The organism is Nocardioides dongkuii, assembly GCF_014127485.1.
GTDB classification, from domain to species: Bacteria; Actinomycetota; Actinomycetes; order Propionibacteriales; family Nocardioidaceae; genus Nocardioides; species Nocardioides dongkuii.
On the sequence record NZ_CP059903.1, the window covers coordinates 4,170,307 to 4,193,771 of the forward strand.

At 74.4% G+C, this 23,465-nt stretch carries 17 protein-coding genes; 9 read left to right on the forward strand and 8 right to left on the reverse strand.

The window, feature by feature from the left end:
- Window positions 1-18: 18 nt before the first annotated feature.
- Genes H4O22_RS20200 through H4O22_RS20215 form a run of 4 tightly spaced genes read right to left on the reverse strand, consistent with a single transcriptional unit; the run spans window position 19 to window position 5,124 of the window.
- Window positions 19-2,445, reverse strand: coding sequence for a CHAT domain-containing protein (locus tag H4O22_RS20200; protein WP_182525079.1), 2,427 nt, complete (start codon window positions 2,443-2,445; stop codon window positions 19-21).
- 7 nt (window positions 2,446-2,452) lie between these two features.
- Window positions 2,453-4,030 (reverse strand): S8/S53 family peptidase, encoded by a 1,578-nt coding sequence (locus H4O22_RS20205; RefSeq protein WP_182525080.1) that lies wholly within the window; start codon window positions 4,028-4,030, stop codon window positions 2,453-2,455.
- Between the two features lie 6 nt (window positions 4,031-4,036).
- Window positions 4,037-4,513, reverse strand: a complete 477-nt coding sequence (locus H4O22_RS20210; protein WP_182525081.1) for a hypothetical protein — start codon at window positions 4,511-4,513, stop codon at window positions 4,037-4,039.
- Window positions 4,513-5,124 (reverse strand): RNA polymerase sigma factor, encoded by a 612-nt coding sequence (locus H4O22_RS20215; RefSeq protein ID WP_182525082.1) that lies wholly within the window; start codon window positions 5,122-5,124, stop codon window positions 4,513-4,515. The genes H4O22_RS20210 and H4O22_RS20215 overlap by 1 nt, the downstream gene beginning before the upstream one ends.
- 125 nt (window positions 5,125-5,249) lie before the next feature.
- Between H4O22_RS20215 and H4O22_RS20220 the strand changes: the two genes are divergently transcribed.
- Both H4O22_RS20220 and H4O22_RS20225 read left to right on the forward strand, forming a co-directional pair.
- Window positions 5,250-6,392: a lipid II:glycine glycyltransferase FemX gene (locus H4O22_RS20220; protein ID WP_280530171.1), complete on the forward strand. Its 1,143-nt coding sequence runs from the start codon at window positions 5,250-5,252 to the stop codon at window positions 6,390-6,392.
- 4 nt (window positions 6,393-6,396) lie between these two features.
- Window positions 6,397-7,452 (forward strand): alanine racemase, encoded by a 1,056-nt coding sequence (locus H4O22_RS20225; protein ID WP_182525083.1) that lies wholly within the window; start codon window positions 6,397-6,399, stop codon window positions 7,450-7,452.
- A gap of 63 nt (window positions 7,453-7,515) precedes the next feature.
- On the opposite strand, the gene H4O22_RS20230 is transcribed toward H4O22_RS20225, so the two are convergent.
- Window positions 7,516-8,934: a glycosyltransferase family 87 protein gene (locus H4O22_RS20230; protein WP_182525084.1), complete on the reverse strand. Its 1,419-nt coding sequence runs from the start codon at window positions 8,932-8,934 to the stop codon at window positions 7,516-7,518.
- Window positions 8,931-11,156, reverse strand: coding sequence for a transglycosylase domain-containing protein (locus H4O22_RS20235; protein WP_244963040.1), 2,226 nt, complete (start codon window positions 11,154-11,156; stop codon window positions 8,931-8,933). The genes H4O22_RS20230 and H4O22_RS20235 overlap by 4 nt, the downstream gene beginning before the upstream one ends.
- 213 nt (window positions 11,157-11,369) lie before the next feature.
- On the opposite strand from H4O22_RS20235, the gene H4O22_RS20240 reads away from it, so the two are divergent.
- From H4O22_RS20240 to H4O22_RS20250, 3 genes are all read left to right on the forward strand, one after another.
- A complete protein-coding gene (locus tag H4O22_RS20240) occupies window positions 11,370-11,948 on the forward strand; it encodes a PadR family transcriptional regulator (RefSeq protein WP_182525086.1) in 579 nt (192 codons plus the stop codon).
- A gap of 53 nt (window positions 11,949-12,001) precedes the next feature.
- Complete coding sequence (locus H4O22_RS20245; protein ID WP_182525087.1) at window positions 12,002-13,087, forward strand: inositol-3-phosphate synthase; 1,086 nt, start codon at window positions 12,002-12,004, stop codon at window positions 13,085-13,087.
- Window positions 13,088-13,200: 113 nt separating this feature from the next.
- Entirely contained in the window at window positions 13,201-14,637 is a 1,437-nt protein-coding gene (locus H4O22_RS20250) for an alpha/beta hydrolase domain-containing protein (protein ID WP_220451226.1), read from the forward strand.
- Between the two features lie 15 nt (window positions 14,638-14,652).
- Here the strand turns inward: H4O22_RS20250 and H4O22_RS20255 are convergent, their stop codons facing one another.
- Window positions 14,653-15,126: an SRPBCC family protein gene (locus tag H4O22_RS20255; protein ID WP_182525089.1), complete on the reverse strand. Its 474-nt coding sequence runs from the start codon at window positions 15,124-15,126 to the stop codon at window positions 14,653-14,655.
- Between the two features lie 135 nt (window positions 15,127-15,261).
- Here H4O22_RS20255 and H4O22_RS20260 point away from each other — a divergent pair, with 135 nt between their 5' ends.
- Together H4O22_RS20260 and H4O22_RS20265 are read left to right on the forward strand one after the other, a co-directional pair.
- Window positions 15,262-16,929, forward strand: a complete 1,668-nt coding sequence (locus tag H4O22_RS20260) for a Kelch repeat-containing protein (protein ID WP_182525090.1) — start codon at window positions 15,262-15,264, stop codon at window positions 16,927-16,929.
- 23 nt (window positions 16,930-16,952) lie between these two features.
- The gene (locus H4O22_RS20265; protein ID WP_182525091.1) at window positions 16,953-17,945 is read left to right on the forward strand and encodes a hypothetical protein; all 993 of its coding nucleotides are present in this window, start codon (window positions 16,953-16,955) and stop codon (window positions 17,943-17,945) included.
- 8 nt (window positions 17,946-17,953) lie between these two features.
- Here the strand turns inward: H4O22_RS20265 and H4O22_RS20270 are convergent, their stop codons facing one another.
- Window positions 17,954-19,366: a CCA tRNA nucleotidyltransferase gene (locus H4O22_RS20270; protein WP_244963227.1), complete on the reverse strand. Its 1,413-nt coding sequence runs from the start codon at window positions 19,364-19,366 to the stop codon at window positions 17,954-17,956.
- A 115-nt stretch (window positions 19,367-19,481) separates the two neighbouring features.
- On the opposite strand from H4O22_RS20270, the gene H4O22_RS20275 reads away from it, so the two are divergent.
- Together H4O22_RS20275 and murJ are read left to right on the forward strand one after the other, a co-directional pair.
- A complete protein-coding gene (locus H4O22_RS20275) occupies window positions 19,482-21,770 on the forward strand; it encodes a DUF6049 family protein (RefSeq protein WP_182525093.1) in 2,289 nt (762 codons plus the stop codon).
- Window positions 21,767-23,446, forward strand: coding sequence for a murein biosynthesis integral membrane protein MurJ (murJ, locus tag H4O22_RS20280; RefSeq protein ID WP_182525094.1), 1,680 nt, complete (start codon window positions 21,767-21,769; stop codon window positions 23,444-23,446). Before H4O22_RS20275 ends, murJ begins: the two co-directional genes overlap by 4 nt.
- The last annotated feature ends 19 nt before the right edge of the window (window positions 23,447-23,465 follow it).

Here is a 23,465-nt window from a genome sequence, read left to right on the forward strand (position 1 = left end):
CCCGCGCCCGGCGCGACCTCAGCCGAAGCAGACCAGCGGCACCGGGGCGCACTCGTCCGACACCGCGGGCACGGCGGCCGCCAGCGCCGCGGCGGGGTCGGCGCCCGTGGCCAGGTGCCGGTGCACGGTCACCAGCACCTCGTACGCCGCCCGGTCGTTGACCGCGGCCGCGGAGGCGATCACGCACCGGGCGCCGGCGTGCAGCCAGGCCGTGGACATGCCGATCAGCTCCTCGCCCCACCGCACCGTCGAGCGGCCGACCTCGCAGGCGGAGAGCAGCACCACGTCCGGGACGGCCCGGAGCCGGTCGACGTCGTAGCCGAACCACGAGCCGTCCGCCAGCAGCAGGCCCGAGAAGAGCGGGTTCTCCGCGGAGTGCCGGCCGTGCGCGGCGACGTGCAGGACGTCGACCTGCTCGGCCAGCTCCGAGACGGCGCCGGCGGTGGCGGCCCCGCCGACCAGGACCCGGGCGCCCGCCCACTCCCTGGCCGCCGCGTCGACCTCGTCCTGGGCGCGCAGCACCCGCGGGCCGGCGACGAAGCCCGCGGCCGCCGTGCGCAGCGGGGTCGTCCGACGCGCCAGCCACGAGGTGGCGGACTGCGCGACCGTGACCGGGCGGCCGACGTACCCGGGCAGCAGCGGCCACGGCACGCCCGCCAGCACCCCGGACGGCGTCAGCACCACCCGCCGGTCGCCGACCGCGGCCAGGACCGGCGTCACCAGCAGGCCCGCCAGCTCCTCCAGGCGAGCCGCCAGCGCCCTGCGGACCGCGCCCGCCAGCGGCTCGGCCAGGTCGGCCGCGGCCGTGTCCAGGTCGGGGAGCAGCCCGCCGAGCAGCGCGTCCAGCGAGGACCGGCCGCCGAGGTCGACCCAGGTCGCGGCCTCGGCCGTCACGACCAGCGCGACCACGTCCGTCGCCGTCACGACGTAGGCCACCAGCGCGGTGCCGGCGTCGAGGGCGGCCTGCAGGTCGGGGAGCGTCACCGGGTCGACGACCTCGCCGGACCCACGGTGCTGCCAGGCCCGCTCGCGCACCCGCTGCCGCAGCTCGGCCTCGCGGGCCGGCGACGGGTCGGCGCGCAGCTCGGTCAGGTCCGCGACCAGGTCGGGGTCCTCGGGCGCCCGCACCGGCTGCACCCGGCTCGCCAGCATCCGGGCCCGCTCCGACCACTCCAGCAGTACGGCGGGCCGCCGCGACTCCACGGCCAGGGCGAGCCCGCGGACACCGAGCCGGACCCCGTGGCCGGCCACCCCGGTCTGCAGGTCGAGGGAGCCGAACGAGCTCTGCCACGCGTGCACGTCGGCCAGTCCCTCGCGCAGGTGCCGGAGGGCCAGCGTCGGGCGGCCCGCGCCGACCAGCTCGGCCCGGACGTCGCGGTCCAGCAGCCGGGTCGCCAGCCGGGCCCGGGAGCCCGGTCGCACCGCGACCGCCCGGGCGCGCGCCTCCGCGACCCGGCCCCGCGCGAGTTCGGCCCGCACGAGGTGGAGCCGCAGGTCGGTCGCCTGGTCGCGCAGGCCCTGCGCGACCAGCTGGTCGGCGAGGTGGTCGCCCCGCTCCAGCAGGTCCGAGGAGTGACGGCCGGTGTCCACCTCCGCGATCAGCGCGAGCGCCTCGGCCCGGGCCGCCCAGGCCTCGGCCCCGACCGCCCCGAACCGCCGCGCGGCGCGTCGAGCGACCCGCCGCGCACCGGCCGGGTCGTCCCAGACCAGCGAGCGGGCCAGGACCAGCTCCGCCTCGGCCTGCCGTCGGCGCAGGCGCCGGGTCCCGTAGTCGCGCGCGGCCGAGCGGAGCGCGGCCCGCCCCTCCTCGACCAGCCCGGCGGCCATCAGCACCTCCGCCCGGTCCTGCTCCCCGATCGCGCGACTCACCTCGCCGAGCGGCGCCAGCACCCGCGCGGCCGGCTCCATCAGCGCGAGGGCACCGACGAGGTCACCCGCGAGGAAGCGGGCGTAGCCGCCGTTGTGCTCGGCCTTGGCCGCCTCGGTGGTCAGGTCCGCCGCCCGGAGGTGCCCGGCCGCCAGGGTGAAGTCGCGCACCGCCGCGGCGACCTCGCCCTGCTGCAGGTGGACCCCGCCCCGGTTCAGCTCGGCCCGGCCCAGCTCGCCCGGCTCGGACCCCAGTGCCGCGATCGCCGAGCCGAACTCGCGGAGCGCCGCCGCGGTCTCGCCGAGCCGCATCAGCAGCAGGGCCCGTTGGCTCGCGACGATGCCGCGGGTGAGGGCCGAGGTCTCGGTGCGCAGCGCCGAGCGCTCGAGGAGCGCGAGGGCCGCCGCCGGTCCGTCCAGCTCCGCGACGACGTACGCCAGGCTCGCCTCCACCCGGGCGGCGAGGTCGTCCTCGTCGGCGGCGGCCAGTGCGCGCTCGAGCAGGGGGCGCGCGGCTCGGACCAGGCCGTCGTTGATCGCGACGACCCCTCGCTCGTGAAGCTGGCGGGCGCTCAGCACCCGGGCATCATCTCGCGATCGAGGTGTTCCTCTCGATGACCGACCACGCGCGCTCCACCGGGTCGCTCTCCTCGGCGAGCAGGGCCGCCGGCTCGTCGAGGAGCGACTGCGCCAGTCGTCCGGCCAGCAGGGGCGCCGCGAACGACGTCCCGCTCCAGACCCCGAAGCCGGACCGGAAGTCGTCGGGATCGATCGTCGTGCGCACCCGATCGAAGACGACGGTCCGCGCCACGGACTGCAGGCCGCCCTCGAAGGAGGGCATGGTGCTCATCACCGCGGCTCCCGGCACGTAGGCCCGCACCCACGGTCCCGTGTTGCTGAAGAGCGCGTCGCTGTGGCCGCTGGGGTTGAGGGCACCGACGGAGACGACCGGCGGTCGAGCGGGGTCGAGCGGGACCGGTCCGGCCCCGTCCGACCAGGGAGCGAAGGCCGCCGGGAAGGCCGGTCTGCTCGTCGCGTCGTTGCCGGCGGAGCAGACGACGATCGTGCCGCGTCCGGCCAGGTCCTCCAGGATCGCCAGCAGGGTCGGGTCGAACAGGGCGTCCTGCGGGGTCTCGTGGTAGTAGCCGATCGACATGCTCAGCACGTCGATCGCCCGCCCGCCCGGCTCCCCCGCGTGGTGGCGGCGGCTCAGCTCCGCGACCTGCGCCAGGGCGGTCACCCAGGCGGACTCCAGGATCGGACCGGCGGACGGGACCACCCGCCAGGCCAGGATGTCGGCGTCGGGGCAGGCCTGGTGCACCAGCCCGGCGATGAACGTGCCGTGGCCCGAGAGCGGGTCGATCACGCCGTCGAGGTCGCCCACCAGGTCCCCCCGCAGCTCGGGGTGGGTGGCCGCGTCGTCGTACCCGATCGGGTGGCCGTCGAGGGTGACCGACGTGTCCACCGCGGCGTCCAGCCACGGGTGCGCGGCGCAGCCGGTGTCGAGCAGCGCCACCACCGGTCGGCGGCTCCGCATCCCGTCGTCGGGAGTACGGCGCGGCGCCGGGCCGACGTAGGCGATCGGCTGCCGACCGCCGGACCCGGCGACCGCGTAGGTCCGGACCGGCCGCGCCCCGCCCGGCCCGCTCGGGTGGCTCGAGTCGTAGGGGTGGCTCGAGTCGTACGGGTGGCTGGAGTCGTAGGGGTGGCTGGAGTCGTAGGGGTCGGTGAAGACGACGTGGTCCAGGCCGACGCCGCGCACCGCCTCGACCCCGAGCTGGGCCCGGGTCTGCTGCAGGAGCGTCCACCCGTCCGGCGCGACCGTCACCCGGTTGCTGGCGACGGTGATGCGGACCCGGCGCACCCCGAAGCGCAGCCCCCGGGTGCGCGGCTCCTCCGGCTCGGGCTCCACGTCCCAGCCGAGCGGGCCGGCCACCGCGCGCAGCACCTCGAGGGCCGCCTCGAGGTCGACGGACTTCGACACCGTCAGCCGCGGCCCGACGTACACCGTCGGCCGGGGGGTGACGCCGTTGACCGGGATCGCCGTCGCCGGGTCGAGGACCCGCCCGCCGACGGCGGCGAGCGTCTCGCGGGGCGGCGGGGCCGGGTCGCGGTCCAGCGGCTTCCGCCGGGTGGGGCGCTTCTCCTGGTCGGGTGCGGCCATGGTTCCTCAGATCTCGAAGGCGGGGGTGGCGAACGGCGCGCGGTGCGCGTCGTGGGGCTCCAGGTCGAGCCGGAGCATCCCGAGCGGGAGGTCGTCGAGCTCGAACCGACCGGTGTCGGTGACGGTCGCCTCGTGGCCGCCGGCGCGGACCGTCATCGGCTCGGGCGGCACCACCCAGCCGTCGATGCGCGAGCGGCCGTCGTCGACGGCGATCCGCACCAGCAGGTCGGTCTCGCCGTGCACGAACCGGAGCGTGTACGTCGCGGACCCGCGCGCCCCGACGAGCTCCTCGGAGCGCTCGACCAGCTCCATCAGGGCGACCAGCTCGCCGTCCAGGTCGAGGGCGGCGTCGGTGGCGGCGTCGGTGGCGGCCAGCCCGGCCGCGGCCTGCGCCCGCTCGACCAGGCCGGGGGGCACAGGGTCGCGCTCCTCCCACACCGTGCGCACGACCGCCAGCAGGTCCTCGCGTCCCATCTCGCTCATCAGGCTCCTCCCGCCTGCACCAGGGCGACCCGCAGCTTGGCCAGGCACCGCGCCCGGGTCGGGCCGATGCTCCCGACCGGCATGTCCAGGTCGACCGCCAGCCGCGCGTAGTCGGGCCGCTGCTCGAAGGCCACCACCCGGAGCAGGCGGCCGCACCGCTCCGGAAGCCCGTCGACCGCGGCCCACAGCCGCCGCCGGCCGTCGTCCTCGACCGCCTCGGCCTCGGCGGACCGGCCCGCCGGCAGCCGCGCGCCGAGCACCTCGTCGGCCACCGGCACCGCGTGCTGCGCGGACTTCGCGACCCGCCACGCCTCGCGGCGCGCGGTCGTGGTCAGCCAGCCACCCACGGCGCCCGGGTCGGCGATCGTCGTACGCCGCCGCACCAGCGCCAGCCAGGTCGTCTGGACCACGTCCTCCGCGACGTCGGCCGGGAGGCGGTAGGCCCGCACGACGTGCCACAGCACCGGCGTCATCACCGCGACCAGCTCGTCGAGGCCGGCCTGGTCGCCCGCCGTCCACCGCTCGAAGGCGCAGGTGGCCTCGGCCCACACGCCGTCCGCGAGCGGGCGCGCGCCGGGCGCGGCCCGGGCTGCCGGCCGCTTCGCCGCCATCCTCGCCTCCGTCAAGATCACAGACCCCAGGAGCACGGTCCCCCCGTCCTGATACGTCCGAGTCCATGGTGGGGCACGCCAGCGCCGGGAGCGAGGCCCCTGCCGCGGTCGTCTAGCCTCGTGGGGTGACTCCCGGACCCAGCGGCACCCTCCTGAGCGTGCGCGAGATCTCCGAGTCCGAGCACCTCGCGCTGATCCGCTCGCGGTCCTCGGCGTCCTTCCTCCAGACCCCCGCCTGGGGACGGGTCAAGGCGGAGTGGCGCCGCGAGTCCCTCGGCTGGTTCGAGGGCGAGCAGCTGGTCGGGGCGGCGCTGGTGCTCTACCGCCAGCTGCCCAAGGTCAAGCGCTACCTCGCCTACCTGCCCGAGGGACCGCTGCTCGACTGGGACACCGAGGACCTCGCCGCCTGGCTGGCGCCGATGGCCGCCCACCTCCAGCGCCGGGGCGCCTTCGGCGTCCGGATGGGTCCCCCCGTGGTGACCCGGCGGTGGACCGCCGCCGTGGTGAAGGACGGCATCGCCGACCCCGCCGTACACCGCCTCGGCGAGCTGCCGCCGACCGGCCGCGACGCCACCGGCGCCCGCGTGGTCGCCCAGCTGCGCGAGCTGGGCTGGCGCCCGCAGGTGGCCGAGGGCGGGTTCGCGGCCGGCCAGCCGCAGTACGTCTTCCAGGTCCCGCTCGTCGACGCCGACGGCAAGCCGCGCACCGAGGACGACGTCCTCGCCGGCATGAACCAGCTGTGGCGCCGCAACATCAAGAAGGCCGCCAAGGCGGGCGTCGAGGTCTCGGTGAGCGAGGACCTCGAGGCGTTCCACGACCTCTACCTGCACACCGCGCAGCGCGACCACTTCACGCCGCGCCCGCTGGCGTACTTCCGCACCATGCGCGACGCCCTCGCCGCCGAGGACCCCGACCGGTTCCGGCTCTGGGCCGCGCACCACGAGGGCGACCTGGTGGCCGCGACGATCGCGATCCGCGTCGGCACCCACGCCTGGTACTCCTACGGCGCCTCCTCCACCGAGAAGCGCGACGTCCGCGGCTCCAACGCCGTCCAGTGGGCGATGATCCGCGACGCCCTCGCGGCCGGCGCCGCGGTCTACGACCTGCGCGGCATCACCGACACCCTCGACGCCGACGACCCGCACGTGGGGCTGATCCAGTTCAAGGCCGGCACCGGCGGCGAGGCCGTCGAGTACGCCGGGGAGTGGGACCTGCCGCTGAACCGGGCGCTCTACGCCGCCTTCGACCTCTACATGCGCCGGCGGTGAGTCGATGAGCCTGACCCTCTCCGTCGACGGCGAGCGCTGGCGCGCGCACCTGCGCTCGGTCGCCGAGACCCACCCGGGCCTGGTGCCGGTGCTCAAGGGCAACGGCTACGGCTTCACCGTCGGCCGGCTCGCGCGGAAGTCCGGCTGGCTGGGCGTCGACACCGTCGCCGTCGGCACGTACGACGAGCTGCCGCACGTGGCCACCCGCTTCGACGGCGACCTGCTGGTGCTGACGCCGTGGCGGCCGTTCGGCGCCGCGCTCGAGGTCGACCCCGCGCTCGCCCGCCGGGTCGTGCACACCGTCGGCCGCACCCACGACCTCGCCGACCTGCTCGAGGCGCAGCCCGACGCCCGGTTCGTGCTGGAGCGGTTGACCAGCATGCAGCGGCACGGGCTCTCCGCCCGCGACCTGTGGGCCACGGGCCGGATGCTGCAGGACCACCCCGGCGTACGCCTCGAGGGCATCGCGCTGCACCTCCCGCTCGCGCAGGGCTCGCACCTGGGCGAGGTGGACCGGCTGATGAACGACGTCGTCGCCGCCGAGCTGCCCACCCACACCGTCTACGTCAGCCACCTCACCGACGCCGAGCTCGAGCAGCTGCGGGCGTCGTACGCCGACTACGAGATCCGGCCGCGGATCGGCACCTCGCTCTGGCTCGGCGCCCGCGACGCGCTGCGCGTGACCGCGACCGTGCTCGACGTCCACGAGGTGGAGCGCGGGGACTCCTTCGGCTACCGCAGCCGCACCGCCCCGAAGTCCGGCCACCTGCTGGTCGTCAGCGGCGGCACCGCGCACGGCATCGGCCTCGAGGCGCCCACCGGCGACCAGGGCCTCCGCGCCCGCGCCGCCACCCTCGCGCGCGGCGGCCTGGACGCGGTCGGCTTCGTGCGCTCGCCGTTCTCGATCGACGGCAAGCAGCGGCTCTTCGCCGAGCCCCCGCACATGCAGGCCTCGATGCTGTTCCTGCCCTCCGGCGCCCGCGTGCCCGAGGTGGGCGAGCAGGTCGACGTCCGGGTCCGCTACACCGCCACCGCCTTCGACCGGGTCGTCATCAGCTGACCCCCCGTCCGTCGAGTTGGGCCCTCCTCACCCTCCAATCGGGCCTTTCTCACGCCCGGTGCGTCAGGACGGCCCAACTCGAGCGGGAGTTCGGCCCAACTCAACGACGGCGTCGTCGATCCGCACGGGGTCGTGGCGGGGCACCAGGACGTCGCGGACCACCAGGGCGATGAGGAACAGCTCGCCGGCGACCCGGACCAGGATCGCCAGCCAGTAGAAGCCGGCGTCGCCGCCGCCCCCGGGCGCGAGGTAGCCGCCGAGGTACCACCAGACCGCCGCGAAGTAGAGGACCTCGCTGCCCTGCCAGACCAGCTGGTCGCGCCAGCGGGGGCGGGCCAGCACGGCCAGCGGCAGCAGCCACAGCACGTACTGCGGTGAGTAGACCTTGTTGACCAGCAGGAACCCGGCCACGATCAGGAAGCCGAGCTGGGCCAGCCGCGGCGTCTTCGGTGCGAGCACCCCGAGCACGAACACGCCGACGCACCAGGCGCCGAAGAGCAGCCAGGACCAGGTGTTCACCGTCGAGGCGTCGATCGCTGTGTCGGTCGCCTGCGCGACGACCAGCCACAGCGAGCCGAGGTCGGGGCCCCGCTCGGAGTTGAAGGTCCAGAAGACCTTCCACTCCTCGGGCCCGGAGAGGTACGCCGGGGCGTTGGCCAGCAGCCAGGCGCCGGCCGCGGCGGCGGTCGTGACCAGGAAGTCGCGCACCCGCTTGTCGCAGACGCAGACCACCAGCACCGCGCCGAGCAGGAACAGCGGGTAGAGCTTGGTCGCGGTGCCGAGCCCGATCAGCACCCCGGTGAGGACCGGCCGGCCCCGGGCCCACGCCCAGACCGCCCCCGCCACGAACACGACCGCGAGCAGGTCCCAGTTGACCAGCGCGGTGAGCGCCAGCGCCGGCGAGGCCGCGAACATCGCGGCGTCCCACGGGCGCCGCCGGTCCACGCCGGCCAGGAACCACGCGGTCAGGAGCGTCGCGAGGGCCAGCCCGACGGCGCTCAGGACCACGAACCAGCGGATCTCGCCCTGCACCTCCTCGTCCCCGAACAGCTCGCTGACGGGCCGGGTGAACCGCTCGGCGAGGTCGGGCGACCCGGTCAGCAGGTGCGTCGCCCACGCCGTCCCGTAGGCGACGTAGGAGATGCCGACCGGGTACTCCATCACCTCGTACCGGCCGCGCACCTCGGCGTCGTCGTCGTAGGGCCAGGCCAGCTCGACGAACCCCCGCCCGGTGTAGAGGTAGGGCAGGTCGGAGTAGCACATCTGGGAGTAGCGCTGCTGCCCGTCGCTCCAGGTGTCCTCGTAGCAGGGGGACTTCTGCACCATGCCCAGCGCGAAGGCCAGGGCGGCGAGCGCGAGCACGACCCGGACCGGGGTCCACCACGGGTGCCGGCCGGCACGCGACCCGACCGGGCCCCCCACCCCGGCGCTCACGGCGGCGACCACGGGGTCGCTGCGGGTGGGGTGGACCCGGTCGGTCACCGGCGGAGACCGCCCGGCGGGGCCGACGTCGGGCCCGTCGGGCTGGGGGTCGGCGTCGGCGTCGGGGTGGGCGTCGGGGTGGGCGTCGGAGTCGGCGTTGGAGTCGGCTGCGGCGAGGGCGGCGGCGACTGGGAGGGCTCCTTCGTCGGCTCCTTCGTCGGCTCCGGGCTCGGGTTCGGGTTGTTCGGCGGGTTCCGCGTCGGCTTCGGCTGCTGCGTGGGCGACGGCGGCGGGACGTACGGCGCGTGCCCGTCCGAGGGCGCCTCGCCGTCGACGTACACCGGGTCGGGCAGGTCGAGCACCTCGAGGCCCTCCAGCGCCTGGCGCATCACGGCGGTCCAGGTCTGCGCGGGGTAGGTGCCGCCGAAGAACTCCGGCAGGAAGCCGTCGAGCGGCTCGGCGCCCTTGCCGCGCACGTAGACGACCGAGGTCGCCAGCTGCGGGGTGAAGCCGGAGAACCAGGACGACACCACGTCGCCCTTGTCGTTGGTCGAGGTGCCGGTCTTGCCGGCGGCCGGCCGCTCCAGCGCCATCGCCCGCGAGCCGGTGCCCTCGGGGGAGATGACCTGCTCCATCGCGTAGGAGACGTCGGCGGCGATGTCCTCGTCGAGGACCCGCTTCTCCTTGACCCGGTGGGTGTAGACGGTCTCGCCGTCCTTGTCGACGATCTTCTCGATCAGGTACGGCTCGGTGTAGACGCCGCCGTTGGCGATCGTCGCGTAGGCGTTGGCCATGTTGAGCGGGCTGACGGTCGCGCTGCCGAGGGCGACGCCGACCTGCGGCTCCAGGCCGGGCGTCGAGCTCGGGAAGCCCGGCGCCTTGCGGTACGGCGCCTCCCGCGGCGGGATGCCCATCGCGTTCATCGTCTTGACGACCTTCTCGGGGCCGCCCGGGATGGAGTTGGTCAGGTCGATGAACGCGGTGTTGACGGAGTTCTGGGTCGCGGTGATCAGGTTGACCGGGCCGTAGTCCTCGTTGCCCTGGTTCTCGAAGGGCGTGTCGCCGATCGTCAGCGGGCTGTTCCCGTCGAAGGTGTCGCGCAGCGAGAAGCCCTCCTCGAGGCCCGCGGCGAGCGCGAACGGCTTGAGGATCGAGCCGGCCTGGCCACCCGCGACCGCCCAGTTGATCTGCGACTGCAGGTAGTCCTGGCCGCCGTAGAAGCCCCGGACCGCGCCGGTGCCGGGCTCGACGCTCGCGACGCCGACGTGCAACTCCTTGTCGCCGAAGCCTTCCGGCCGGCCCTCGACGACCCCGGCCTCCGCCGCGGCCATCGCCTTCGGCGTCAGCGTGGTGGTCACCTTGAGGCCCTGGCCGACGACCTCGTCCTCCTCGTAGCCGAGGCGGGCGAGCTCCTTCTTCACCATGGTGAGCATGTGGCCGGCCTGGCCGCCGTTGGTGCTCTCCTCCGGGATCTCGGGGAACTCCGGAAGCCGCTTGGCCGCCCGCGGCGCCTTGTCGGCGTACAGGTCGGGCTCCATCTCGGCCATCCCCTCGAGGATGCTGGCGTAGCCGGCCTTGAGCTCGCGGCGCGCCTTCTTGCCGTTCGCCGGGTCGTACGCCGAGGGGTTGTTCAGCACCCGGGCGAGCACGACCGACTCGCGCAGGTCCAGCTCGGAGGCGGGCTTCATGAAGTACGCCTTCGCGGCGGCCTCGACGCCGTACGCGCCGCGGCCGAAGTAGATGGTGTTGAGGTAGCCCTGGAGGATCTCCTCCTTGCTCTGCTGGCGGTGGATCTTCAGCGAGAGGATGGCTTCCTTGACCTTGCGCGTGTAGGAGCGCTCCTGGGTCAGGTAGAGGATCTTCACGTACTGCTGGGTGATCGTGGACGCGCCCTGGGTGGTGCCCCCGGAGGCGTTGCTGAACGCCGCGCGCATGATGCCCTTGGGGTCGAGCCCCCGGTCGGACCAGAAGGAGCGGTTCTCCGCCGCGACGACCGCGTCCTGGAGGTGCTGGGGCATCTCGTCGAGGGAGATCGAGGTCCGGTCCTGCTCGGCGAGCTTGCCGAGGTCGGTCTTGCCGTCGGCGTAGTAGACGAAGGTCGTCTCGGTCTGGAAGTCCTCGTTGGGGTCCGGGACGTCGATGACCTGGTAGAGCGCGACGAAGGTACCGACCCCCAGCAGCGTCACGACCAGACCGGCGATACCGATCCACTTCGCAAAGCGTCCCAGCTTCTGCTTGCGGGTGCGGGGTGCCGTCGGCTTCCTGGCCGGCGGCCGCTTCACGGCGGGGCCCTCAGCCCTGCGCTTGGCTGCCAATCGTCCATCTCCTGCGTCGGGGGGTCCGCGACCGGGGGTCCGGGCGCACAACTCACCAGGGTACGCACCAGGCACAGCGCCGGGGCAGAAGTCGTCGTCCCCCCGGGGAGCGGGTGCCCCACCTCACGACCGATGCGACGAGGATTCACGTCGGCCAGATATATCGCTACGATAGGTCGCGTGACACGTCGTGCGGAGACCATCGAGCTCGCAGTCCTCGGACTGCTGCACGAGGGACCCATGCACGGCTACGAGCTGCGCAAGCGGCTCAACCTGATGCTCGGCTGGGGCCGGGTGCTGTCCTACGGGTCGCTCTACCCGACCCTGAAGAAGATGCTGCGGGGCTCCCTCATCGAGGAGACCACCGCCACGGTGACGCCGGTGACCCGGCGGCCGCGCATCGTCTACCAGGTCACCGAGGCCGGCACCCGCGAGTTCGAGCGGCTGATGTCGGAGGTCGGCCCTGCCGCGTGGGAGGACGACAACTTCGACATCCGGTTCGCCTTCTTCGGGCGCACCGACATGGAGATCCGGCTGCGCGTCCTCGAAGGCCGCCGGATCCGCCTGCAGGAACGGCTCGACCGCGTGCAGCGCGAGCTGTCGATGACGGAGAAGGAGGTCGACCGCTACGCCGCCGAGCTGCAGCGGCACGGCGTCGAGTCCGTCGAGCGTGAGGTGCGGTGGCTCTCCGACCTCATCAACGCCGAGCGCAGCAACGGCGCGCCCCCCGTGGCGCCGATCAGACCGGCTGAGCAGTAGCACCCAGCACCGCAGCACCACAGACCTGATTTCGTGACCAGGAAGGAAACCCGATGGGTTCGGTTCGTGTAGCAATTGTGGGGGTCGGCAACTGCGCCAGCTCCCTCGTCCAGGGCGTCGAGTACTACAAGGACGCCGACCCGTCGGGCACCGTCCCCGGTCTCATGCACGTCGCCTTCGGCGAGTACCACGTCAAGGACGTGGAGTTCGTGCTGGCGCTGGACGTCGATGACCTCAAGGTCGGCAAGGACCTCTCCGAGGCCATCAACGCCTCGCAGAACAACACCATCAAGATCGCCGACGTCCCGACGCTCGGCGTCGAGGTCAAGCGCGGCCCGACCCTCGACGGTCTCGGCAAGTACTACCGCCAGACCATCGACGAGTCGAGCGCCGAGCCGATCGACGTCGTCCAGGCGCTCAAGGACGCCCAGGTCGACGTGATGGTGTCCTACCTCCCGGTGGGCTCCGAGGAGGCCGACAAGTTCTACGCCCAGTGCGCCATCGACGCCGGCGTCGGCTTCGTCAACGCGCTGCCCGTCTTCATCGCCTCCGACCCCGTGTGGGCCAAGAAGTTCGAGGACGCCGGCGTCCCGATCGTCGGCGACGACATCAAGTCCCAGGTCGGCGCCACCATCACCCACCGGGTGATGGCCAAGCTGTTCGAGGACCGCGGCGTCACGCTGGACCGCACCTACCAGCTCAACGTCGGCGGCAACATGGACTTCAAGAACATGCTCGAGCGCGAGCGCCTGGAGTCCAAGAAGATCTCCAAGACCCAGGCGGTGACCTCCAACCTCACCGGCGAGCTGGCCGACAAGATCTCCGACCGCAACGTGCACATCGGCCCGTCGGACCACGTCGCGTGGCTCGACGACCGCAAGTGGGCCTACGTCCGCCTCGAGGGACGCGCCTTCGGCGACGCCCCGCTGAACCTCGAGTACAAGCTCGAGGTCTGGGACTCCCCGAACTCCGCCGGCATCATCATCGACGCGATCCGCGCCGCGAAGATCGCCAAGGACCGGGGCCTCGGCGGCCCGATCATCTCCGCCTCGTCCTACCTGATGAAGTCCCCGCCGGTGCAGCTGCCGGACGACGAGGGCCGCCGCCGCGTCGAGGCCTTCATCGCCGGCGACGAGTGAGACTGCCTCTCTCACGCTGAACCGCTGAACGCACGACGACCCGCCCGGTCCCACCGGGCGGGTCGTCGGCATTTCGGCGCCGGTCCCACCACCGATGCCGCAGGATGGCGCCCATGCGTTCGACCCCTGCCCGCGTCGCCCTGATCGCCCTGACGCTCTGCTGCCTGCTCACCGCCTGCTCCGGCTCCGACGACGACCCCGGCGAGGACGAGGGCACCGGGCCGACCGCCCTGACCGGCGGCGACGGGATCTTCCTGGCCAGCGCCTCGGGAGCCACCGAGCTCCCGGACGGCTGGACCGAGGAGGAGCTGCTCTTGGAGGGCACGGCGACGACGTACACCAGCACCAACGGCGCCCCGCGGGACGGCACCGTCGCGCTCGAGCCCGGGTCGGAGGCGCTCTTCGCCACCCGCGCCGTCGTCCGCCGCCCGCCGGCCGCCGACTTCAACGGCACCGTCCTGGTCGAGTGGCTCAACGTCAGCGGCGGCCTGGACGCCGACCCCGACTTCTCCTACCTGCGCGAGGAGATCCTCCGCGGCGGCTACGCCTGGGTCGGGGTCTCCGCCCAGCGGATCGGCATCGAGGGCGGCCCGGTCGCCGTCGGGATCCCCGCCGGCGACGCCGCCGGCGCCGGGAAGGGCCTCAAGGCCCTGGACCCCGAGCGGTACGGCGACCTGCTCCACCCCGGCGACGCGTTCTCCTACGACATCTACACCCAGGCCGCCGCGGCCGCCCGCGACGGCGCCCTGCTCGACGACCTCGAGCCCGAGCGGGTGCTGGCGGTCGGCGAGTCGCAGTCGGGCTTCGCGCTGACGACGTACGCCAACGGCGTCCAGCCGCTGACCGACGCCTTCGACGGCTTCCTGCTGCACAGCCGCGGCGGTGCCCAGGCGCCCCTCGGCGAGCCGGGGCAGGGCATCGACATCGCCTCGAGCATCCTCGGCGACCCGGTCACCGTGCGCACCGACCTGGAGGTGCCGGTGCTCACCCTGGAGACCGAGTCCGACGTGGTCGGGGTGCTCAACTACCTGCCCTCCCGGCAGCCCGACACCGACACCTTCCGGCTGTGGGAGGTCGCCGGCACCGCGCACGCCGACCGGCACCTGCTCGGCGAGGTCGCCGACACCCTCGACTGCGGCGGGCCGATCAACGACGGCCCGCACCACCTCGTCGCCAAGGCGGCGCTGCGCGCGCTCGACGCGTGGGTCCGCGACGGCTTCGCACCGCCGAAGGCCGAGCTGCTCGAGGTCGAGGACGGGGCCTACCGGCGCAGCCCGGACGGCATCGTCCTGGGCGGCATCCGCACCCCGCTGGTCGACGTGCCGGTCGACGTCCTCTCCGGGGAGCCGGCCAGCGACGAGCTGACCTGCCTGCTCTTCGGCTCCACCCGGCCGCTGCCGGACGCCCGCCTCGCGGCGTACGGCGACCGCGCGTCCTACCTGCGGCGGTTCGAGGCGTCCGCCGACGCGGCCGTGGCCGCGGGGTTCGTGCTCGCCGAGGACCGGGAGGCGCTGCTCGCCATGGCGCAGCCGGACCGGCTGCCCGAGTGATCCCGGGCCGGGGGGTCAGCCCTCGAGCTCGGCCTTGATCCTCCGCAGCGTCTCCTGCATCCCGGCGCGCAGCTCCTCGGTGAAGGTGTCCACGCCGCCGAGCGCGACGCGGGTCAGCGCCAGCGACACCCCCGAGATGCCGTCGGGCGCCTCGCGGCGGTTGGTGAGCCGGGTGCCGCCGTCGGCGGTGGGCTCGAGGGTGAAGGACCAGATCGTCCGGTTCTCGATGACCCGGAACGCGAAGCGCACGTGCGGCTCGTAGGCGACCACCTTCGCCGTGGTCGGCCAGACGAGCGGGCCGCGGTGGTTGAGGTTGAGGAAGCGGGTCCCCACCCCGACCGGCCGGCGGACGACGGTCCGCAGCACCTGCGGGCTCCACTCCCGGGCCCGGGCGGGGTCGGACACGAGCGACCACACGGCGGCCGGGGGCGCGGCGACCTCGATCGAGGCCTCGAGGTCGGTGACGGGGGCGGTGGCATCGCTGGGCATGCGCCGCACCCTAGTGGCCGCGCGGTGCCCCGCCGCCGGGCCCGCGTTTCCTGGACCGGTCGGCCGGGTAGGCACCGCAGCACGATCTCCCGCGCGCCGCACGGCGTCGCTGCGGGGTGCGGGCGAGGAGGCGAGATGGGCGGCCCCGAGGCGGTGCACGCCGCGATGACCTCCGGGGATCCCGGCACGGTCGCCGCGCTCGAGTCCGACGTACGCCGCGCGATGGGCGACGCGGCGGACGAGATGGGGACGATCCGGTACGCCGAGGACACCCCGGACTGGTCGAGCCCGTCGGCCCGCACCCGGTTCAACATGCGCGCCTGGACCACGCGCGCGGCGGCCGAGGTGTCGTTCATCCGCCTCAACCGGGCCGCCCTCGCGCTGCGGGCCGTGCGGGAGAGCTACCGGGTGATGGCCGCGGACGCCGACGACGTCATCGAGCAGTGGCGGCGGCAGCGCAAGGCCGCGCGCGACGTGCTGGAGCTCGTGACGTTCCGGGTGTCGGTGCTGGTGGTGCTCGCCGAGATCCGCTCGACGCACGGCACGCGGGTCGCCGAGGCCACCGACTTCGTGGTCGACGACCCGTTCACCGGCGACCAGGAGGCCTGGCTCGAGCGTGGCCTCGTCCGGTCGATGCGGCACGACCTGACGCACCCCACCGACGCCGGGCCGATCATCCCCGGCACGCTGGCGACCGGCGCCGACGACGGGTTCATCCCGCAGGGCCTCGGCTACGACCCGGAGTCCGGCCACCTGCTGCAGACGTCGTACACCAGCGACGGCCGCGCGCAGCTGTCCCTGGTGGACCCGGAGACCGGCGAGCTGACCCAGACCGTCGACCTGGGCAAGGGCGGCGCCGGCGACACCGCCCCGGACCACGCCGGCGGCGTGGCGGCCCACGACGGCACGGTCTACGTCACCTCCTCCGACAGCCCGCCCCGGCTCTTCGCCTACTCCCTCGCCGACATCGAGCGGGCCAGCCCCGGGAGCACCGTCGACGTGCAGGGCACGCCGGTCCCGGTGGCCGCCGGCGCGTACTCGACCATCGTCGACGGCACGCTCTACGTCGGCACCCACGAGGAGGACGGGCCCGGGCAGCTGCACACCTACACCTGGGACAAGGACTCCCGCTCGTGGGAGAAGTCCGGCGGGCCCTTCCCCACCCCGCCGAAGGTGCAGGGCATCGCGGTCCGCGGCAACGAGGTGGTCTACAGCTCCTCGCTGGGCCGGGGCAACGGCAGCACGCTGCAGAGCTTCAACCGCGGCGACGCCCTCTCCGCGGGGCCGCTGGGCGACCCGATCCGCACCGCCGACCTGCCGAACATGGCCGAGGGCGTCGCCGCGCTCCCCCAGGGCCTGCTCACCACCTTCGAGTCCGGTGCCGAGAAGTACTCCTCGACGACCAGGTCCGCCTCGCTCGACGAGCTCTGGGCGGCGATGAACATGAGCGTGACGCCGTACTCCGAGCTCGGCCTCGCCGGCGGGGGCACCGTCGAGGTCCGCCCGGTCACGCTCACCGAGGCCGGCCGGATCTTCGACCAGGTCGAGGCCGGGCTGGACGCCGTCGAGCGGAAGGTGGGGCGGCTGACCCTGGCCGGCGGCGTGCTCGGCGACGTTCCGGAGGGCGCGGCGTTCGCCTCCGCGGTCGTCACCCACCTCGGCGAGACCGCCGCCTGGCTCGACCAGGGCAGGATCTCCGCGACCCTCACCGCGTCCGGCCTGGTCAGCGCCGCCAAGGCGTACGAGGAGAGCGACCAGGGCAGCGGCTCGTTGCTCGACCGGCTCCGCTCGCTCATCCCGTGACCCCCGACCGCAGGAGACCCCGCATGCGCACCGCCCCGTCCCTGGCCGCCCTCGCGCTCCTCGGCGCGGTGACCCTGGCCGGCTGCGGGGACGACGCCGACGCCGGCGAGGCCCCGACCTGGTCGGCCGCCGACACCGTCCTGGACGCCTCCGGCCTGGTCTGGGAGTCCGGCGGCACCGTCCACCTCGGCGACGGCACCACGATCGAGACCGGCGAGGAGGTCGCGGGGTACGTCGTGGCCGGGGACGGCGTCTACCTCGTGGCCGCGGCCGGGTCGGACGCGACCGCCGGGCCGGTGCTGCACGCGACGCCCGAGGACCCCGGGAACCCCGAGGACACCGGCGCGGTCGCCGCCCCCGACAGCCTGCGGGTCTCCCCCGACGGCCGGTACCTGGCGTTCCTGGACCCCGAGACCGGCACCCAGGACGAGTACGGGACCCCGCTCGGCACCGCCGTCGTCGTGGACTTGGTCGAGGGCGAGGAGGTGGTCCGCAGCGCCGCCGCGATGGGCGACCCCGGTCAGGACGACCTGGCCGACCTCTACGAGGACGCCGGGGCGCCCGAGGTGCTCGGCCTCACCGACCGGGCGGCGTACGTCGCCGGCCCGGGCGCGGTCCTCTCCTACGACCTGGCGACGGGCGAGCCGAGCGAGGTCGCGCCGTCGGCCGCGGACGCGTGGGACGACGACTGGTTCCTGGCGCTCGGCTCCCCCGAGGCCCGCACCAGCCCCGACGGCGCGTGGACCCTCGCCCAGCCGGCCGACGGCAGCCCCGCGCGCCTGGTACCCGCGGACGGCGGGGATCCGGTGGTGACCCGCGCGCCGTACGACGTCTACGAGCTCGACTCCTGGCTCGACGACCAGACCGCGGTCGGCGGGGCGCTGGACGGGCAGACCGACGTGCTCCTGGGCTGCACGCTGCCCACCGGCCGGTGCGCACCGCTGCCGGACGTGCCCGCCGGGGCGCGACTGCCGGCCGACCGCAGCGGGCCGCGGTTCCCGACCGTCCGCCCCTGAGGTGCGGCTCAGTCCGAGCGCGCCGCCCACCAGGCGAGCAGCTCGGCGCGCGCCTCGTCCTCGCTCATCGGGCCGCGGTCCATCCGCAGCTCGAGCAGGTGCTGGTAGGCCTGGCCGACCTCGCGCCCGGGGCCGATGCCGAGGATCGCCATGATCTCGTTGCCGTCGAGGTCGGGCCGGATGGAGGCGAGCTCCTCCTGCTCGGAGAGCCGGGCGATCCGCTCCTCCAGCTCGTCGTAGGTGCGCCGGAGTCGGTCGGCCTTGCGCTGGTTGCGCGTGGTGCAGTCGGCGCGGGTCAGCACGTGCAGCCGGTCGAGCTGGTCGCCGGCGTCGCGGACGTAGCGACGGACGGCGGAGTCGGTCCACTCGCCGCTGCCGTAGCCGTGGAAGCGCAGGTGCAGCTCGACGAGCTTGCAGACCGCGTCGATCTCGTCGTTGGAGAACCGCAGCGCCTTCATCCGCTTGCGGGTCAGCTTGGCGCCCACCACGTCGTGGTGGTGGAAGGTGACGGTGCCGTCGTCGACGAACCGGCGGGTGCGCGGCTTGCCGACGTCGTGCATCAGCGCGGCGAACCGCGAGACGAAGTCGGGCTCCCCGCCGAGGCGGTCCTCGAGGTCGATCGCCTGCTCGAGCACGGTCAGCGTGTGCTCGTAGACGTCCTTGTGCCGGTGGTGCTCGTCGCGCTCCAGCGCCAGCGCCGGCAGCTCGGGCAGCACGTGCGCCGCCAGGCCGGTCGAGACCAGCAGGCTCAGCCCCAGGCGGGGGTACGGCGCGCACACCAGCTTCACGAGCTCGTCGCGGACCCGCTCGGCGGAGATGATCGAGATCCGGTCGGCCATCGCGGTCATCGCCGCGACCACCGACGGGTCGACGGCGAAGCCGAGCTGGGCGGCGAACCGGGCCGCGCGCATCATCCGCAGCGGGTCGTCGGAGAAGGAGTCCTCGGGCCGGCCCGGCGTCCGCAGCACCCGGTGCGCGAGGTCGACCACCCCGCCGTACGGGTCCTCGACCTCCCGGCCCGGCACCCGCACCGCCATCGCGTTGACGGTGAAGTCGCGGCGGCCCAGGTCGCCCACGAGGTCGTCGCCGAACTCGACGTCCGGCTTGCGCGAGGAGGGGTCGTAGGCCTCGGAGCGGTACGTCGTCACCTCGACCACCCAGGGTCCCTTGCGGCAGCCGATGGTGCCGAAGGCGCGCCCCATGTCCCAGGTCGCGTCGCCCCAGGTCTTCAGCAGCCGCTCGGTCTGGTCGGGGCGCGCGGACGTGGTGAAGTCGAGGTCGTTGTGGTGCCGGCCCAGCATCGCGTCGCGCACCGGCCCACCGACCAGGGCCAGCTCGTGGCCGGCCGCGGCGAACCGCTCCCCGAGGTCGTCGATCACGGGGGCGATCCGGTCGAGCTCGCCCGCCACGGCACGCTGCACCTCGACGAGGCTCAGGGGCGGGAGGGGGGCGTCTGGCACGGGGGGTCAGTCTAGGCCTCGCGCCGCGCCGACGTGCCACCCCGGGGGTCGGCCGCCCTGATCTAGAGTCGAGCGCATGCTCCGCCCTCTGTCGCTGCTGCCTGCCCTCGTGGTGGTCGCCGCGACGGCGGCGGTGGGCGTCGTACCCACGGAGCCGGCGTCGGCCGGCCCGGCGCCCGGTCCGGCGCCGAGCGCCGCGCCCGCCGAGGAGGACGCCCCGCTCGCGGTGGCCCTGGACTCCGTGTCGCCGTCCGCGATCCCCCGCGAGGGCCGGGTGACGGTGGTGGGGACGGTGACCAACCTGGACGACGTGACCTGGTCGGCGATCAACATGTACCCGTTCGTCTCCGCCGAGCCGCTCACCACCCGCGCCGAGATCGCCGAGGCCGTCGACTCCGACCCGCAGGTCTCCGTCGGCGACCGGCTCACCGACCAGGGGCCCTACGACACCATCGACCGGCTCGACCCCGGCGAGACGGCGCGCTTCGCGGTCCGGGTGCGCCAGCGCGACCTGGGGGCCGACGAGCAAGGCGTCTACTGGTTCGGCGTGCACGCGCTCGGCGAGACGACCGAGGGCCGCGACGACGTCGCGACCGCCGACGGCCGGGCCCGCACCTTCCTGCCCCGGATGACCGGGTCGGGCCGCCAGGTGCAGACCGCGGTCGTGGTCCCGGTGCGCGGCGCGATCGACTACGACCCGGACGGCTCGCTGGCGGATCCGGAGGACTGGACCTCCACGCTCTCGGACGGCGGCCGGCTGCAGTCCCTGGTCGAGCTCGGCGCCGCCGCCGGGAGCCGGCCGGTCAGCTGGCTGGTCGACCCCGCGCTGCCCGACGCCGTCGCCCGCCTGGCCGCCGGCAACCCCGGCCGGTCCCTGGCCCCGAGCCTGGACCCCGACGCCACCGAGGACCCCGACGCCGCGGCCGTCGACCCCGGCTCCTCCGCGTCGCCGAGCCCCAGCCCGTCGGAGCCGGTCCCGCCGGTCACCCTCGAGCCCGACGACGGCGAGGAGTCCGAGGAGTCCGGGGACGCCCCCGCCGAGGAGCCCGACCCCGCCGACCTGGCGGCCGCGGAGGCCGCGACCGGCTGGCTCGACCTCTTCCGCGACGCGCTCGGCTCCGGCGAGGCGCTCGCGCTGCCGTACGGCGACCTCGACGTCGCCGCCGCCGCGCAGCACGACCCCGGGGCGTACCTCCGCGCCCGGGAGCGGTCCGGCTCGGCGCTGCAGCCCGGCGACGTGGCGACCACCCCGGCGCTGGGCTCGCCCGCCGGCTACCTCGACGAGCGGGCGATCCGGATGGTCTCCGACGAGGAGACCATCGTGGTCTCCGACGAGATGCTCGCCGCGCTCGGACCCGACGTCCCCGCCGTGGTCACGTTCGCGGGCCACCGGCTGGTCGTCGCCGCCTCGGACGTGGCGACGGGCGGGCCCGGGCCCGACGACCCGCTCGCCACGGTCGCGCTGCGCCAGCGGGTGCTCGCCGAGGCCGCCGTACGCCGTCTCGAGACGCCGCGCGCACCGCTCGTCGTCGTGCTGCCCACGGGCTGGATCCCCGACGACCCCGAGGAGTTCTTCGGCGGCCTCGACCACGACTGGCTCGACCTGGACACCCTCACCGACGTGGCCGAGACCCGGGCCACCCCCGTCGACGCCGAGGAGCTGCTGTACCCCGAGAGCCAGGTGCGGCGCGAGCTCGACGAGGCCGCCTTCGCCGCCGCGACGGCCCTCACCGAGGCCGGCCGGACGCTGCAGAACCTGCTCACCCGCAACGACACCGTCGGCCGCGAGGTCAGCGACCAGGCGATGACCTCGCTCTCCTACGCAGCCCGGATCGACCCGCGGGCGGTGCGCGCCGACACCGAAGCCGCTACCGCGGAGATCGACCGGCAGCTGCGCGACGTCAGCGTCTCGGCGCCCGACAAGGTGATCCTCTCCAGCGCCAGCGGCCAGTTCTCGGCGCTGCTCGAGAACTCCCTCGACGAGTCCGTGACCGTGCGGATCCAGGCGGTCGCCGACGAGTCGATGACCATCACGATGCCCGACGAGGACATCACGCTGCCCCCGGGCGGCCGGCGGACCGTGCTGCTCACCGCCGCCACCGAGCAGCAGGGCGTCCACAACGTCACGCTGCGGGTCACCGACATCGCCGGCACGCCGCTCGGCTCCTCCGACCGGCTCCCCATCCGCGCCGCGCAGGTCAGCGGCGTGATCTGGTTGATCATCGCCACCGGGTGCGCGCTGCTGTTCGGCGCCATCGCCGTCCGGCTGGTACGCCGGCTGCGCGCCGCCCGCCGTACCCCCCAGGCCGAGCCGACCGACCACGCCGACGCCCCCGACACCAGCCAGGAGCACGCCCCCGCATGACCGAGCCCGCACCGCCCGCCCCGGCCGACCGGACCGCAGAGGACCAGGAGCAGCGCAGCATCCTCGGCTCCAGCGCGGTGATGGCCGCCGGGACCGTCGTCTCCCGGCTCAGCGGCTTCGTGCGGTCGGGGCTGCTGCTCGCCGCGCTCGGCAACGGCCTGCACGCCGACGTGTTCAACATCGCGAACACGATCCCCAACATGCTCTACATCCTGCTGGCGGGCGGCGTGTTCAACGCGGTGCTGGTCCCGCAGCTGGTCCGGGCGATGCGCTCCGACGAGGACGGCGGCGCGGCGTACACCAGCCGGATCGTCACGCTGGCGGCGCTCTTCCTGGGCGGGGTCACCGTCGTGCTGGTGCTGGCGGCCCCCTGGGTCGTCGCGCTCGCCACCGACGGCAGCTGGTCCCCCGAGGCGCAGCGGTCGGCGGTCGACTTCGCCCGGCTCTGCCTGCCGCAGGTCTTCTTCTACGGGATGTTCGTGCTGGTCGGGCAGGTGCTCAACGCCCACGGCCGGTTCGGCCCGATGATGTGGGCGCCGATCGCCAACAACGTGGTCTCGGTGGCCGTCCTGGTGATCTACCTGGTCGTGTACGGCACCACGGGCGGGTCCACCGACGGCGGCTTCACGACCAACCAGGAGCTGCTGCTCGGCCTCGGGTCGACGCTCGGCATCGCCGTGCAGCTGCTGGTCCTGGTGCCCTACCTGCGCGCCGCCGGGGTGCGGCTGGACCCGCGCTTCGACTTCCGCGGCACCGGGCTGGGGCACACGCTGCGGCTCGGCACCTGGACGGTCCTGTTCGTGCTGGCCAACCAGGTCGCGTACTTCGTGGTGGTCCGGCTCGCCTCGAGCGGCACGGCGGACGGCGGCGCCGACGGGACCGGCTACAGCGTCTACTCGACCGCGTTCCTCATCATCATGGTCCCGCACTCGGTGATCACGGTGTCGCTCGCGACCGCCGTGCTCCCGACGCTCTCGGCGCACGGCGCGGACGGCGACCTGCGCGGGCTCGCCGCCCGGCTCGGCGCCACGCTGCGCACCGCCCTGGCGGTCACGGTGCCGTTCGCCGCGCTGCTGCCGCTGGTGGCGACCGACCTGGCCCGGCTGATCTCCTACGGCCGCTCCGCGGACACCTACGAGAACTTCGTCCCCTCCCTCGCCCTCTTCGGGCCGGGGCTGGTCTTCTTCACCGTGCACTACCTGGTGCTCCGCGGCTTCTACGCCGTCGAGCGCACCCGCACCGTGTTCTACATCCAGTGCGCGGTGGCGGTCACCAACATCGTCGTCGCGGCACTGCTGGTCAACGCCACGGGCGACGCCGACACCGCCCCCGCGCTGGTGGTCGGCTACTCGGCGGCGTACCTCGTCGGTTCGGTCATCTCCTACACCGTCCTGGCGCGGGTGCTGGGCGGGCTGGAGTCGCGCGTGCTGGTGCGCTTCCTGGTCCGCCTCGGCGTCACGGTGGCGGTCTCGACCGCCGTCGCGGGCGGGGCGTACGCCGTGGGGCAGGCGCTGCTCGGGGCCCCGACGTACCTCGAGGCGCTGCTGCGCGCCGGCGTGGTCACCGCGCTCGACGTCGCCGTCTTCCTGCTGCTCGCGCGGGCGCTGCGGCTGCGCGAGGTCACCTCCGTGCTCGCCACCATCACGCGCCGGCTTCCGGCCGCGCGCCGGGGATGACCCGGCCTACGATGACCCC

Coding starts and splice junctions, on each gene's coding strand:
- H4O22_RS20210 (WP_182525081.1), bottom strand. CDS start 4,513: ATGAGCGAGATGGGACGCGAGGACCTGCTGGCGGTCGTGCGCACGGTG.
- H4O22_RS20205 (WP_182525080.1), bottom strand. CDS start 4,030: ATGGCCGCACCCGACCAGGAGAAGCGCCCCACCCGGCGGAAGCCGCTG.
- H4O22_RS20245 (WP_182525087.1), top strand. CDS start 12,002: ATGGGTTCGGTTCGTGTAGCAATTGTGGGGGTCGGCAACTGCGCCAGC.
- H4O22_RS20255 (WP_182525089.1), bottom strand. CDS start 15,126: ATGCCCAGCGATGCCACCGCCCCCGTCACCGACCTCGAGGCCTCGATC.
- H4O22_RS20260 (WP_182525090.1), top strand. CDS start 15,262: ATGGGCGGCCCCGAGGCGGTGCACGCCGCGATGACCTCCGGGGATCCC.
- H4O22_RS20225 (WP_182525083.1), top strand. CDS start 6,397: ATGAGCCTGACCCTCTCCGTCGACGGCGAGCGCTGGCGCGCGCACCTG.
- H4O22_RS20275 (WP_182525093.1), top strand. CDS start 19,482: ATGCTCCGCCCTCTGTCGCTGCTGCCTGCCCTCGTGGTGGTCGCCGCG.
- H4O22_RS20250 (WP_220451226.1), top strand. CDS start 13,201: ATGCGTTCGACCCCTGCCCGCGTCGCCCTGATCGCCCTGACGCTCTGC.
- H4O22_RS20215 (WP_182525082.1), bottom strand. CDS start 5,124: ATGGCGGCGAAGCGGCCGGCAGCCCGGGCCGCGCCCGGCGCGCGCCCG.
- H4O22_RS20265 (WP_182525091.1), top strand. CDS start 16,953: ATGCGCACCGCCCCGTCCCTGGCCGCCCTCGCGCTCCTCGGCGCGGTG.
- murJ (WP_182525094.1), top strand. CDS start 21,767: ATGACCGAGCCCGCACCGCCCGCCCCGGCCGACCGGACCGCAGAGGAC.